Annotated in this window: 12 protein-coding genes; 9 read left to right on the plus strand and 3 right to left on the minus strand. The window is 66.8% G+C overall.

The features are described from left to right. Positions 1–12: 12 nt before the first annotated feature. Positions 13–1167, plus strand: a complete 1155-nt coding sequence (ftsY, locus tag ACTJLD_RS38285) for a signal recognition particle-docking protein FtsY (protein WP_021163045.1) — start codon at positions 13–15, stop codon at positions 1165–1167. 83 nt (positions 1168–1250) lie between these two features. Here ftsY and maiA read toward each other — a convergent pair whose 3' ends face one another. After that, positions 1251–1895 carry a maleylacetoacetate isomerase gene (gene maiA, locus ACTJLD_RS38290; protein ID WP_060084181.1) on the minus strand — a complete coding sequence of 215 codons (645 nt, stop codon included), beginning with the start codon at positions 1893–1895 and terminating at the stop codon, positions 1251–1253. Between the two features lie 194 nt (positions 1896–2089). Here maiA and ybiB point away from each other — a divergent pair, with 194 nt between their 5' ends. Together ybiB and leuA are read left to right on the plus strand one after the other, a co-directional pair. Continuing rightward, complete coding sequence (gene ybiB / locus ACTJLD_RS38295) at positions 2090–3064, plus strand: DNA-binding protein YbiB (protein ID WP_027789091.1); 975 nt, start codon at positions 2090–2092, stop codon at positions 3062–3064. A gap of 380 nt (positions 3065–3444) precedes the next feature. Continuing rightward, positions 3445–5091: a 2-isopropylmalate synthase gene (leuA, locus tag ACTJLD_RS38300; RefSeq protein ID WP_440661393.1), complete on the plus strand. Its 1647-nt coding sequence runs from the start codon at positions 3445–3447 to the stop codon at positions 5089–5091. A 142-nt stretch (positions 5092–5233) separates the two neighbouring features. On the opposite strand, the gene ACTJLD_RS38305 is transcribed toward leuA, so the two are convergent. Next, the gene (locus ACTJLD_RS38305; RefSeq protein WP_027789089.1) at positions 5234–5617 is read right to left on the minus strand and encodes a nuclear transport factor 2 family protein; all 384 of its coding nucleotides are present in this window, start codon (positions 5615–5617) and stop codon (positions 5234–5236) included. 45 nt (positions 5618–5662) lie between these two features. Continuing rightward, positions 5663–6232, minus strand: coding sequence for an acyloxyacyl hydrolase (locus ACTJLD_RS38310; protein ID WP_021163039.1), 570 nt, complete (start codon positions 6230–6232; stop codon positions 5663–5665). 358 nt (positions 6233–6590) lie between these two features. On the opposite strand from ACTJLD_RS38310, the gene rpoH reads away from it, so the two are divergent. From rpoH to ACTJLD_RS38340, 6 genes are all read left to right on the plus strand, one after another. Then, positions 6591–7526, plus strand: coding sequence for an RNA polymerase sigma factor RpoH (gene rpoH / locus ACTJLD_RS38315; protein ID WP_059695066.1), 936 nt, complete (start codon positions 6591–6593; stop codon positions 7524–7526). 373 nt (positions 7527–7899) lie between these two features. After that, positions 7900–8184, plus strand: a complete 285-nt coding sequence (cydP, locus tag ACTJLD_RS38320) for a cytochrome oxidase putative small subunit CydP (protein WP_027789087.1) — start codon at positions 7900–7902, stop codon at positions 8182–8184. Beyond that, on the plus strand, positions 8174–9754 hold the full coding sequence (locus ACTJLD_RS38325) for a cytochrome ubiquinol oxidase subunit I (RefSeq protein WP_027789086.1): 1581 nt from the start codon (positions 8174–8176) through the stop codon (positions 9752–9754). The genes cydP and ACTJLD_RS38325 overlap by 11 nt, the downstream gene beginning before the upstream one ends. A 31-nt stretch (positions 9755–9785) precedes the next feature. Next, positions 9786–10922: a cytochrome d ubiquinol oxidase subunit II gene (gene cydB, locus ACTJLD_RS38330; RefSeq protein ID WP_119338374.1), complete on the plus strand. Its 1137-nt coding sequence runs from the start codon at positions 9786–9788 to the stop codon at positions 10920–10922. Positions 10923–10977: 55 nt separating this feature from the next. Continuing rightward, on the plus strand, positions 10978–11094 hold the full coding sequence (gene cydX, locus ACTJLD_RS38335; RefSeq protein ID WP_021163033.1) for a cytochrome bd-I oxidase subunit CydX: 117 nt from the start codon (positions 10978–10980) through the stop codon (positions 11092–11094). Positions 11095–11692: 598 nt separating this feature from the next. Then, positions 11693–14176 carry a family 20 glycosylhydrolase gene (locus ACTJLD_RS38340; RefSeq protein WP_440661396.1) on the plus strand — a complete coding sequence of 828 codons (2484 nt, stop codon included), beginning with the start codon at positions 11693–11695 and terminating at the stop codon, positions 14174–14176. Positions 14177–14272 lie beyond the last annotated feature (96 nt).

Here is a 14272-nt window from a genome sequence, read left to right on the forward strand (position 1 = left end):
CGACGTCAGACCATGTTCAGCTTCTTCAAACGATTCAAGAAAACGCAGGAGCCCGATCCGGCGGAATCGCAATCGGCCGACGCGCAGCAAACGGACGAACCGTCCGATGCGCCCGCGGTCGAGGCCCCGCCTGCGGCCGAAGTGCCGCAAGCGCCCGCGCAACCGGCCGCGCCGGCCGTCGTGATGACGGTCACGCCGACCAACGACGGGCGCGACGAAGTCGTCGAGACGGTCGAAATCGTTCCGCCGCCGCTGCAGGACGCCACCGCGAAGAAATCGTGGCTCGCCCGCCTGAAAACGGGGCTCGCCAAGACGGGCTCGAGCATCACCGGCGTCTTCGTCAACACGAAGATCGACGAGGATCTGTACGAGGAGCTCGAAACCGCGCTGCTGATGTCCGACGCGGGCGTCGACGCGACCGAGTACCTGCTCGGCGCGCTACGCGAAAAGGTGCGCGCGGGCCGCCTGACCGACCCGCAGCAGGTGAAGGCCGCGCTGCACGACCTGCTCGTCGAGTTGCTGACGCCGCTCGAGAAGTCGCTGATGCTCGGCCGCGCGCAACCGCTCGTGATGATGATTACCGGCGTGAACGGTGCGGGCAAGACGACCAGCATCGGCAAGCTCGCAAAGCATCTGCAGAGCTTCGACCAGTCGGTGCTGCTGGCCGCGGGCGACACGTTCCGCGCGGCCGCGCGCGAACAGCTGGCGGTCTGGGGCGAGCGCAACAACGTGACGGTCGTGCAGCAGGAAAGCGGCGATCCGGCCGCGGTGATCTTCGACGCGGTCAGCGCCGCGCGCGCGCGCAAGATCGACGTGATGATGGCCGACACGGCCGGCCGCCTGCCGACGCAGCTCCACCTGATGGAAGAGCTGAAGAAGGTGAAGCGCGTGATCTCGAAGGCGCACGACGGCGCGCCGCACGAAGTGCTGCTGGTGATCGACGCGAACACCGGCCAGAACGCGCTCACGCAGGTCAAGGCATTCGACGACGCGCTCGGCCTCACCGGCCTCATCGTCACGAAGCTCGACGGCACCGCGAAGGGCGGGATTCTCGCCGCGATCGCGCGGCAGCGCCCGGTGCCGGTCTACTTCATCGGCGTCGGCGAGAAGGTCGAGGATCTGCAGCCGTTCAGCGCGGTCGAATTCGCGGACGCGCTGCTCGGCTGAACACCGCCGGCACGCATCGCACGGGGCGCCTTCGGGCGCCCTTTTTCATGCGCGCCCGGTCATGCATGCCGGGCGCACCGCGCTCATTCGGCGTCGGGCTGCGCGCCGGGCTCGGCGGCCTTGAACGCATCGAGCGTCGACGCGTGGTCGACGATCCGCTGGATCGTCGGATAGCGCGTCGTGTCGATCGAGAAGCGGTTCGCGTTGAACACCTGCGGCACGAGGCACACGTCGGCGAGTGTCGGCGTGTCGCCGAAACACAGCTTGCCGGTGCGCGGATCGCTCGCGAGACGGGTCTCGAGCGATTCGAAGCCCGCCTCGATCCAGTGCCGGTACCACGCGTTCTTCGCCTCTTCGGGCACCTTCAGCGTGTGCTTCAGGTACTTCAGCACGCGCAGGTTGTTGAGCGGATGGATTTCGCACGCGATCTGCAGCGCGACCGCACGCACATAGGCGCGATCGACCGGCTGCTTCGGCAGCAGCGCCGGTTCCGGATGGGTTTCCTCGAGATATTCGATGATCGCGAGCGACTGCTGCAGCGTCGCGTCGCCGTCGGTCAGCGTCGGCACGACCGCGTCCGGATTCAGCGCGCGGTACGCGTCCTTCAGTTGCTCGCCGCCGTCACGCAGCATGTGCACGGGAACATAGTCGAACGGCAGCTGCTTCAGGTTCAGGGCGATCCGCACGCGGTACGACGCGGAACTGCGGAAATAGCTGTAAAGCTTCATGGGATGTCTCTCGTAGTCGTATTCGGCCGGCAACGGCACGGGCGCGGCGCAGCCGGCGCGCGCACCGCCGGGAAGCAGAGTGTAGCGCGCCGCGATGCGCCCCCCTTGCTTGCGTCGTCCGCGCCCGTGCGATACTCGGGCATTCCTCACCGCTCACAGCGCGGCCCGATGCCGGCCGCCCGCCCCACGCCCCGATGACCGCTTCCCACGATCCCGCCGCCGTTCCGTTCCCGTGCGCCCGCTTCATCAAGGAAATCGGCCGCGGCCCGAACGGCGCACGCGCGCTGTCCGCCGAGGACACGTTCGAGCTCTATCGCGCGATGCTCGACGCGCGCGTGTCGGATGTCGAACTCGGCGCGATCCTGATCGCCTATCGGCTGAAGGGCGAATCCGCCGACGAGCTGGCCGCGATGCTCGCCGCCGCGCAGGCGTCGTTCGAGCCCGTGCACGTACAGGACGCGGCGTTCCGTCCCGTCGCGATCCCGAGCTACAACGGCGCGCGCAAGCAGCCGAACCTCGTGCCGCTGCTCGCACTGCTGCTCGCGCGCGAAGGCGTGCCGGTACTCGTGCATGGTGTCGAGCAGGATCCGGGCCGCGTGACGAGCGCCGAGATCTTCTCGGCGCTGTCGCTTGCGCCGTCGGCGTCGCACGATGCGATCGAGGACACGCTTGCCGAGCGCCGCGTCGCGTTCGCGTCGATCGAGGTGCTGGCGCCGCGCATCGCGCGCCTGCTGTCGATGCGCCGCGTGCTCGGTGTGCGCAATTCGACGCACACGCTCGTGAAGATCCTGCAGCCGTTCGCACCGGCCGGCCTGCGGCTCGTCAACTACACGCACCCGCCGTACCGCGACAGCCTCGCGCAGCTGTTCCGCGACCATCCCGACGCCGCGCTCGGCGGCGCGCTGCTCGCGCGCGGCACCGAGGGCGAAGCCGTTGCCGACACGCGGCGCCAGGTGCAGGTCGACTGGTTGCACGACGGCGTGTGCGACACGCTGATCGAGGCCGAGCGCTCGTCGACCGAAGCGCCCCCCGTCGCCCTGCCCGAATCGCGCGATGCGGCCACGACGGCCGCGTGGACGGACGCCGTATTGCGCGGCGAGGTGCCGGTGCCCGACACCGTCGCCCGCCAGGTCGCGACGATCGTGCAGATCACCCGCATCGCGCGCTGACGGCACGCCCGCGAACCGGCCCCGCGCGCCGGGCATTTGACACGCGGGCGCATCCTGGCATAGAGTTGCCGTCATGCGTTCCTTTCCGAACACCCTCCGAATTACCTCCGGCCGCCTAGCGCGGCCGCTATCGCTACGACTAGCCTAAGGCTGTCGTAGCGCCGTGTGCTGTCCGCACGGTCCCTCCCAGCAGTTCCTCGCAGTACCCCTCTCGCAGTTTTTACAACCCGAAGTCGTCAGCATTCGTCCGTCTATCCGTCGGCCGATTCGCGAAGATCGTCCGCATCCGCAGCGCGCTCACGTGCCGCGGAGCGAGGCAGCGCCAACCGTCGCCCATGCCGCCCGTCTTCGCTCGCGACTTGAGACCCGAGGTCCAGAAGATGCAGCGCAATCCGCAAGACAAGTACCGTCCGTTCGAGCCCGTCCGCCTCAATGGCCGCAAATGGCCGTCGCGCACCATCGAGCGCGCGCCCGTCTGGATGAGCACCGACCTGCGCGACGGCAACCAGTCGCTGATCGAGCCGATGAGCATCGAGCAGAAGCTCGAATTCTTCGAGATGCTGGTCGCGATCGGGTTCAAGGAGATCGAGGTCGGTTTTCCGTCGGCGTCGCAAACCGACTTCGATTTCGTCCGCAAGCTGATCGACGACAAGCGGATTCCCGATGACGTGACGATCGAAGTGCTCGTGCAGGCGCGCGAAGACCTGATCGCTCGCACGTTCGACGCGCTCGAAGGCGTGCCGCGCGCGATCGTGCACCTGTACAACGCGGTCTGCCCGTCGTTCCGCCGCATCGTGTTCGGGATGTCGAAGGCCGACGTGAAGGCGCTCGCGGTCGACGGCACGCGCATCATCAAGGAGCACGCTGCCGCGCGCCCCGACACGCAGTGGACCTTCCAGTACTCGCCGGAAACCTTCAGCATGACCGAGCTGACGTTCGCACGCGAGATCTGCGACGCGGTCGCGCAAACCTGGCGCCCGACCCGCGACCACAAGATGATCGTCAACCTGCCGGCCACCGTCGAAGCCGCGAGCCCGAACGTGTTCGCCGACCAGATCGAATGGATGGACCGCAACCTCGCGTATCGCGACAGCATCGTGCTGTCCGTGCATCCGCACAACGACCGCGGCACGGCGGTCGCGGCGGCCGAGCTCGCGCTGCTCTCGGGCGCCGACCGCATCGAGGGTTGCCTGTTCGGCAACGGCGAGCGTACCGGCAACGTCGATCTCGTCACGCTCGCGCTGAATCTCTACACGCAGGGCATCGATCCGGGCCTCGATTTCTCCGACATCGACGCGGTGCGCCGCGTCGTCGAACGCTGCAACCAGATTCCCGTGCATCCGCGCCACCCGTACGCAGGCGACCTCGTGTTCACCGCGTTCTCCGGTTCGCACCAGGACGCGATCCGCAAGGGCTTCGCGCAGCAGCGCCCCGACGCGCCGTGGGAAGTGCCGTACCTGCCGATCGACCCGGCCGACCTCGGCCGCAGCTACGACGCGGTGATCCGCGTCAACAGCCAGTCCGGCAAGGGCGGCGCGACGTTCCTGCTCGAACGCGGGATGGGCTTCACGCCGACGCGGCGCGTGCAGATCGAATTCAGCCACGCGGTGCAGACGCTTGCCGACGCGTCGGGAGAGGAAGTGACGGGCGACGCGATCTGCGCGCTGTTCGCGCGCGAATTCTTCGACACCGACGGCCCGGCCGCGCGCCATGGCAACGGCGCGCGCTGGCGGAACCGCGAGATCGCGACGGCGCCCGCGGCGGATATCGCACCCGACGATGCCGTGCGACGTTTGGCCGCGGCATTCGCGGCCGCCGCCGGCGTCGCGATCGACATTGCTTCGTGCGAACACGCGCGCACGACGGACGGGCGGATCGCGGTATCGGTGGGTTGCCGGGTCGGCGATGCGCCGCTGCGGCACGGCGTCGGCCTGCACGCCGATGCGGCGGGCGCCGCGCTCGATGCGCTCGTCAGCGCGATCAACCGCTCGGCCTGGCACTGCGCGGATCGCCGCGCGGCGGCCTGACGGCCGGTTCCGTTTCAGGGTTCAAACGTCAGCGAGCGGTGCGTGACCGCTCGTGCGCCGCGCGATCCGCGCCGCACGAGGCAGCAAAAAGCGGCCCAGAAGGCCGCTTCGATCGGGACATGAAAACGGGCGCCACGCGCGCTCATGTCTCGGTCGCGCACCGCGTCGCCTGCCACGCGAACAGGCTCCAGCGGCCCTGTTCATGGGTGTGGACGGAGGTATACGCAATCGGGAAGACCAGGCCGCCGTTGTTCGTTTCCATCTCGATCAACGCACGCCCGGTGACGACGCAGGTTTCATCGCCGACGGGCAGCACGTCCTGCGACTGGATTTCGATCTGGCGATAGCGGCGGCGGCCGGCGACGATGGCGTCGATGAACTGCTGCTTGGTTTCGCGTTTGCCGTTGGTGTGCACGAAGAACACCTTGTCCGACAAAAGCGCGCCGAGCGCCTCGCCGTCGCCGTCCACCATCGCCCGGAACCGATCGCGCTCGAGCGCGCGGATCGCATCGATCACCTTCGCCATCGCCTGACTCCTCGGCAACGCGCACGCCGTGCGCGGGCGTGCGGATCAGAAGTTGTACTGCACGTAGAACTGGTGGAAATTTATACCAGGATTCGGCTCTTTGATACCCGCGTTAGACACATGTTCAAAACGGTAGCCGACCTGATACTGTTGCCGTTGGCCGAACTGCACGCCCACCCCCGCGGTCGGCGAGAACTGGAACGCGGTTCCCAGCGAGAAATGATCCGAGATCGTCGGGTGCGTCAGCAACCGGACGCCGCCGCCAGCCTCGATGAACGGGCGAATCTCCCCGGCGCTCTTGATGAAGCGGAACAACGGCGTCACGCCGAATTCGCCGATGCTGCCGTGAACGTTGCCGCCCGTGTGCCAGTAGCCGGCGTGCCCTTCCACGACGAACGCGAAGTGCCAACCGCCCATTTCCCACCAGTTCCAGCCCGGATCCCACACCACGCCGAGATCGCCCTTGTCGACCCCGTGGCGATCCGAAAAACCGCCGCCCGCCTGAATCCCCCATCGATCCGCGAATGCCGCACCCGATCCTCCCAGAAGGGACGCCGCCAGCATCGCGTGCAGGACAAGCCGGCTGCGGGGCCGGCGATTCTTCTTATTGTTCATCTGACACTCCAACTTTGTGGGTTGAATGGAACCTGCCGCTTCGGCCGGCTCGAGCGAAGTGAATGGTATGGTAAAGGACTTTTCGGATCGGCATCACGAAGCGAAATGGCTTCCTTCCAAAACAACAAAAATTGAAATCGTCTACTGATTACCATCTGAAACAACGGCTTACGGAACTTCGCGTCGCCTCCCCTGTCGCAAAATAGACTATCGACTCGACTAACTCGATAGAAAAACGGGAACTCCGATGCCCACGCTTGCTCTAAGGAATTAGCACTCAGCTTGCGGGAGTGCTAAGATGCCCCACGGAATCTCATTCGAGACCGGGGGTTTGTCCCTGATTCCAAAGGAGTTTTTAGTGAGCAACGCCCTGACCCTCCCGAACACCCTGAGCCCGGCGCCGGCCAAGGCCGAATCGGCAGGCTCGCTGGCGCTCGCAGCTCAATCGATGTTGCCGGGCCAGCTTGGCAACATCGACGCGTATATCCAGGCCGTCAATCGCATTCCGCTGCTGACGGCAGAAGAGGAACGCCAGTACGCGACCGAATTCCGCGAAAGCAACAATCTCGACTCGGCACGCCGCCTCGTGCTGTCGCACCTGCGGCTCGTCGTGTCGATCGCGCGCAACTATCTCGGGTACGGCCTGCCGCACGGCGACCTGATCCAGGAAGGCAACATCGGCCTGATGAAGGCCGTGAAGCGCTTCGATCCGGCCCAGAACGTTCGTCTCGTGTCGTACGCGATCCACTGGATCAAGGCCGAGATCCACGAGTACATCCTGCGCAACTGGCGCATGGTGAAGGTCGCGACGACGAAGGCGCAGCGCAAGCTGTTCTTCAACCTGCGCAGCCACAAGAAGAGCATGCAGGCGATGACGCCCGAGGAAATCGACGGCCTCGCACAAGAGCTCAACGTCAAGCGCGAAGACGTGACCGAAATGGAAACGCGCCTGTCGGGCGGCGATATCGCGCTCGAAGGGCAGGTCGAAGACGGCGAGGAGTCGTACGCACCGATCGCCTACCTGGCCGACTCGCACAACGAACCGACCGCCGTGCTCGCCGCGCGTCAGCGCGACTCGCTGCAGACGGACGGCATCGCGCAGGCACTCGACGCGCTCGACGCGCGCAGCCGCCGCATCATCGAGGCACGCTGGCTGCATGTCGACGACGACGGCTCGGGCGGCTCGACGCTGCACGATCTCGCCGCCGAGTTCGGCGTGTCGGCGGAACGCATCCGCCAGATCGAGGCGAGCGCGATGAAGAAGATGCGCACCGCCCTCGCCGAATACGCATAAATACCGGCGATTCGGAAAGCTTCATCGAAAACCGCTGCCTGACCGGCAGCGGTTTTTTTTCGCCCGACTTTTTCACCGGTTTTTAGCCGGTTTATCCCTCGCCACTCCGCCCGCTTCTTCGCTCATTTCTCCGTCGATCAATTGACCTGTTTAATCAGGTATTGGACGGTTTGCGGGCCCCTTCCGCATAACCTTGATCTGCCTCAAGTTTCGGCCCGTGTTTCGCGACGGTCTGCCGCAGCGCAGCACTCGGCATCGGAAAGCAGTCCTTTTAAAATTGGCATGTCAGGCGCAAAAGGATTAAAACAGCTTCACGGCCGTCATAAATCCGACGTAAAGTCGCCCCCAATCCGACGTAAATCGATTCAGGATAATCGCCTTGATCTCGATCAATAAAGAGCCTGCGCCGCCTCCCCCGCGGCCGGCCGGCACGATCGGCTGGCGTGCGCGCATCGCCGCATGGGCACGCGGCCCGACCCTCGCCCGCGACATCAGCCTGGTGCTGATCGTCAAGCTGATCCTCCTGATGTCGCTCAAATACGCATTCTTCAATCATCCGCAGGCCGAGCACATGTCGCTTCCGCCTGCCGCCGTCGCCGAGAAGCTGCTCTCGGTGCCGGCGCCTGCACCCACCGAGGGAGACCACCATGATAAGTAGCGAAGTCGTCGATCTGTCGCGTCTGCAGTTCGGCATCACGGCGCTCTACCACTTCCTGTTCGTGCCGCTGACGCTCGGCCTGTCCTGGCTGCTCGTCATCATGGAAGCCGTCTACGTGATGACCGGCAAACAGGTCTACAAGGACATGACCCAGTTCTGGGGCAAGCTGTTCGGGATCAACTTCGCGATGGGCGTGACGACCGGCATCACGCTCGAATTCCAGTTCGGCACGAACTGGTCGTACTACTCGCACTATGTCGGCGACATCTTCGGCGTGCCGCTCGCGGTCGAAGGCCTGATGGCGTTCTTCCTCGAATCGACGTTCGTCGGCCTGTTCTTCTTCGGCTGGAACCGCCTGTCGAAGGTCAAGCACCTGATGGTCACGTTCCTCGTCGCGCTGGGCTCGAACCTGTCCGCGCTGTGGATCCTCGTCGCGAACGGCTGGATGAACAACCCGGTCGGCGCCGAGTTCAACTACCAGACGATGCGCATGGAGCTGACGAACCTGTTCGACGTGCTGTTCAACCCGGTCGCGCAGGTGAAGTTCGTGCACACCGTGTCGGCCGGCTACGTGACGGCCGCGATGTTCGTGCTCGGCATCTCGTCGTGGTACCTGCTGAAGAAGCGCGACACCGACTTCGCGCTGCGCTCGTTCGCGGTCGCGGCCGGCTTCGGTCTCGCGTCGACGCTTTGCGTGATCGTGCTCGGCGACGAGTCGGGCTATACGACCGGCGAAGTGCAGAAGATGAAGCTCGCCGCGATCGAATCGGAATGGGAAACCCAGCCGGCGCCGGCCTCGTTCACGCTGATCGGCATCCCGAACCAGAAGGAAGAGCGCACCGACTACGCGATCAAGATCCCGTACGCGCTCGGCCTGATCGCGACGCGCTCGATCGACGAGCCGGTGATCGGCCTGCGCGAACTCGCGAAGCGCAGCGAGGAGCACATCCAGAGCGGGATGGTGGCGTACGGCGCCTTGCAGAAGATCAAGGAAGGCGACACGAGCGATGCGACCCGCGCACTGTTCGACCAGCACAAGCAGTATCTCGGCTACGGGTTGATGCTCAAGCAGTTCACGCCGAACGTGGTCGATGCGACGCCGGAGCAGATCAAGGCCGCCGCGAAGAAGACGATCCCGCCGGTCGCGCCCGTGTTCTTCTCGTTCCGGATCATGGTGTTCCTCGGCTTCCTGTTCCTCGCGACCTTCGTCGCCGCGTTCTGGCTCTGCGCGCGCCGGCAGCTGCTGCAGGACAACCGCCGCTGGTTCCTGCGTTATGCGGTGTGGGCGATCCCGCTGCCGTGGCTCGCCGCGGAATTCGGCTGGGTCGTCGCCGAGCTCGGCCGCCAGCCGTGGACGATCGCGGGCATCCTGCCGACGCATCTGTCCGCGTCCAGCCTGACGTCGACGGACCTGTACCTGAGCCTCGCCGGTTTCATCGCGTTCTACACCGCGCTGTTCGTCATCGAGATCAAGCTGATGTTCAAGTACGCGCGCCTCGGCCCGTCGTCGCTGCACACCGGCCGCTATCACCACGAACTCGCGGCCGCCAGCGAGCGCGCCACGGCCTGAGCACGCACCCGAAACGGAACAAGGAATCGCTATGGACTATGCAACTCTCAAGCTGATCTGGTGGCTGCTCGTCGGCGTGCTGCTGATCGGCTTCGCCGTCACCGACGGCTTCGACATGGGCGCGACCGCGCTGCTGCCGTTCCTCGGCAAGACCGACGAGGAACGCCGCATCATCGTCAACACCGTCGGTGCGACGTGGGAAGGCAACCAGGTGTGGCTGATCACGGCCGGCGGCGCGATGTTCGCGGCCTGGCCGCTCGTCTACGCGGCGTCGTTCTCCGGCTTCTACTTCGCGATGCTGCTCGTGCTGTTCGCGTTGTTCTTCCGGCCGGTGGGCTTCGACTACCGCAGCAAGCGCCCTGACCCGCGCTGGCGCGCGGGCTGGGACTGGGGCCTGTTCGTCGGCGGTTTCGTGCCGGCGCTCGTGTTCGGCGTCGCGTTCGGCAACCTGCTGCAAGGCGTGCCGTTCAAGTTCGACAGCGACCTGCGCGTGACCTACTACGGCGGCTTCTGGGCGTTGCTGAACCCGTTCGCGCTGCTGTGCGGGCTCGTCAGCCTCACGATGCTCGTCGCGCACGGCGCGGCCTTCATCAAGATGAAGACGGAAGGCGTGATCGCACGCCGCGCGTCGGTCGCGCTGCGCGTGGCGTCGTTCCTCGCGGTCGTGCTGTTCGTGCTGGCCGGCGTGCTGATCGCGTCGACCATCGGCGGCTTCCACATCACGCACGCCGCGCCGACCGATACGGTCGCGAACCCGCTGCTCAAGGACGTCGCCGCGGGCTCGGGCCTGTGGCTCGCGAACTACGGCGAATTCCCGTGGATGATCGCGGCGCCCGTCGTCGGGATCGCGGGCGGCCTGCTGGCGATGCTGCTCGCCGGCTCGAAGCAGGAGAAGACGGCCTTCTTCTGCACGGGGCTGATGATCGTCGGCGTGATCCTGACCGCCGGCTTCTCGATGTTCCCGTTCATCATGCCGTCGTCGCTCGACCCGAGGAGCAGCCTGACCGTGTGGGATTCGACGTCGAGCCACATGACGCTGCAGGTGATGCTGTTCGCGGTGATCGTGTTCCTGCCGCTCATCCTGCTCTACACGAGCTGGGTGTATCGCGTGATGCGCGGCAAGGTCACGCGCGAGGTGCTCGAAGAGAACACGCATTCGATGTATTGAACCCGGCCGGGGCGCGCAGGCGCCCCGCCGCCCCCGTTTCGCAAGGAGTCGGATCATGTGGTATTTCAGCTGGATTCTCGGTATCGGCGTCGCGCTGTCGTTCGGCATCGTGAATGCGATGTGGCTCGAAGCGCGGCAGAAAACGCAGGAAGCACGCGTAACCCGCAACTGACGCGTTCGGCCGATCGGCCGGCCGCCGCCCGGAAGGAACCTCGCCTCGCGCGAGGTTTTTTTTCGCTCCGACACGCCGGGCAGGCCGGACACGCCGATGCCAATTTAGCGCCAGATTGATACCACTTGAATACCAATAAAAGGTTTCATAAGATCTTTGGACACGGCCGCTGACAGGCCGAATCCATCTGGGTGGGGGAGACATGCGAATCCCGTATGCGGCGCGCGCGTGCGCGCCGTCTCGCCGTCGCCGCGCGGCGGCCGGTTGCGCTTCGTCCGCGACCTGCGCCGACGTCGTGCGCGCCGGTCACGCGCGCGCCTTTGTCACCGGGCGCGTCGCCACCGCGTCAGGGTCAGCATCATCCGCAGCCGTGGCCGCCATCGTGCCCGGCCGATGAGGACACGCACCCGCCCGCGCCGATCCGACCGGCACGCCTGCCCGCCGCCCGTTCCGTAACGCACGCGTCCGCGTGCCGACTACGCGCAGGGCAGCCGCATCGCCCGCGCACATTGTTGTCCCCGCAGCTCCGTTGAAAGACCCGCCCGCAGCGACGTCGTCCCGTGACGCCGCTACGCCCCCTTTTTTCTCAGGAGTCCGCATGAGCCGAACCTTGTCCACCCTGTTTGCCGGCGTGCTGATCGCTGCACTGCCACCGGTCGCGCTTGGCGCGCTGCCCGCGTCGAGTGCGGCGGTCGCGGCGGCCGGTGCCGTCCGTCCCCCCGTGCCGCCGGCCGATCTCGCGGCACGGCTGTCGAACGGCCTCGCGCTGCGCGTCGCCGTCGACAACAATCACGCGGCCTCGGCCGGCGTGCCGTGCGCCGACCTCGGCGCCGACGGCGCGGCCTGCGCGACGGGCCGCCTGATCCTGCAGAACCGCGGCCACCAGGTGATCGCCGACGGCGGCTGGAAGCTCTACCTGCACAGCATCCGCCGCCTGCTGCGAATCGATCGCCCCGGCTTCGCGCTGCGGCGGCTCACCGGCGACCTCTACGAACTGACACCGCAACCCGGCTCGGTGCGGCTGGCACCGGGCGAACGCATCGAACTGCCGTTCGTCGCCGAATACTGGCTGCTGCGCTACAGCGACGTGATCCCGCGCCCGTACGTGGTCGTCGAGGGCGCGCCGCCCGCCGTGCTCCGCTACGACGACACCGACGACGAGCTGCGCTACGTCGAATCGCTGCCGGCCGACGCGCAGAACAACTCGACGGGCAACGCGCCGCCCGTGGCCGCACGGCCCGACCCGAGCCGCGCGCTGCCGAGCGTGAAGCGCGAGCAGCCGCTGCCCGGCACGCTCGAGCTGCGCGGTGTCGAGCTCGCCCTGCCCGATCTGCCGGACGCGCAGGTCGCGGCGCTGCGCGAACGCGCGACGACGCTCGGGCTCGACGGCGCGCGCGTGCCGGTGCGGGGCGCCGTCGCGCCGCGCCGGCTGCCGGCCGACATCGCGACGCCGGGCGGCTACCGGCTCGCGATCGGGCCGCGCGGCGTGCTGATCGAGGGCTACGATCGCGCCGGCCTCTACTACGGCGTGCAGACGCTCTACTCGCTCGCACCGGCCGGCGGCGGCCCGATCCCGGCGATGCTCGTCGAGGATGCGCCGCGCTTCACGCATCGCGGGATGCACGTCGATCTCGCACGCAACTTCAAGCACCCGGCGACGCTGCGCCGCCTGATCGACCAGATGAGCGCGTACAAGCTCAATCGCCTGCACCTGCACCTGTCGGACGACGAGGGCTGGCGCATCGAGATTCCCGGCCTGCCCGAACTGACCGGGATCGGCTCGCGCCGCTGCCACGACCCGAGCGAGACGCGCTGCCTGCTGCCGCAGCTCGGCTCCGGCCCGGACAACCGCTCGGGCGGCGGCTACCTGACCCGCGACGACTACGTGGCGCTCGTGCGCTACGCGGCCGCGCATTTCGTCGAGATCGTCCCCGAGATCGACATGCCCGCGCATGCGCGCGCGGCCGTCGTGACGATGGAGGCACGTTACCGGCGGCTGCATGCGGCCGGGCGCGAGCAGGAAGCGAACGCATACCGGCTGCTCGATCCGCAGGACACGTCGAACCTGACGACGGTGCAGTTCTACGACCGCCGCAGCGACCTGAACCCGTGCGTGCCGGGCGCGCTCAATTTCGCATCGAAGGTGATCCGCGAGATCGCGGCAATGCATGCGGATGCGCAGGCGCCACTGCACATCTGGCATTACGGCGGCGACGAGGCGAAGAACATCTTCCTCGGCGCGGGCTTCCAGCCGCTGAACGGCACCGATCCGAACAAGGGGCGTATCGATCTCGCCGCGCAGGACAAGCCGTGGGCGCGTTCGCCCGCATGCACGGCGTTGCTCCAGCGCGGCGAGATCAAGTCGATCGACGAACTGCCGACGCGTTTCGCGCAGCAGGTGAGCGCGGCGGTCGGCGCGAACGGGATCGACACGATGGCCGCGTGGCAGGACGGCATCAAGCATGCGAACGGGCCGCAGGACTTCAGCACGCGCCACGTGATGGTGTCGCTGTGGGACACGATCTTCTGGGGGGCGTCGGACAGCGCGCGCGACCTGAGCGGCAAGGGCTATCTGACGGTGCTCGCGCTGCCCGACTACCTGTACTTCGACTTCCCGTACACGCTCAACCCGCGCGAGCGCGGCTACTACTGGGGCTCGCACGCGACGGACGAGTACAAGGTGTTCTCGCTCGCACCGGAGAACCTGCCGCAGAACGCCGAAGTGATGGGCGACCGTGACGGCAACCCGTTCGAGGTCACGGGAACAGGCCCGGCGCCGCGCATCGAAGGCATGCAGGGGCAGGCATGGGGCGAGGTGATGCGCAACGACACCTTCCTCGAATACATGGCCTATCCGCGGCTGCTCGCGCTCGCCGAGCGCGCCTGGCACCGCGCCGACTGGGAGCTGCCGTATGCGGCCGGCGTGCGCTTCAAGCGCGGCGACACGCATCACGTCGACACGGCCGCGCTGCAGCGCGACTGGGCCGGTTTCGCGACGCTGCTCACGCAACGCGAATTGCCGAAGCTCGACCGGGCCGGTGTCGGCTACCGGAAGCCGACCTTCACGCTGACGAATCCGTGATCGGCTGAACGCCCGGGCGACGCGCGATGCAAACACGTGCATCGCGCCATCGCCCGCACCAAGAAAAACGGCTTGCGACGCAAGGATCGCAAGCCG

It is taken from the genome of Burkholderia sp. 22088 (assembly GCF_052045915.1).
GTDB lineage: Bacteria > Pseudomonadota > Gammaproteobacteria > Burkholderiales > Burkholderiaceae > Burkholderia > Burkholderia cepacia.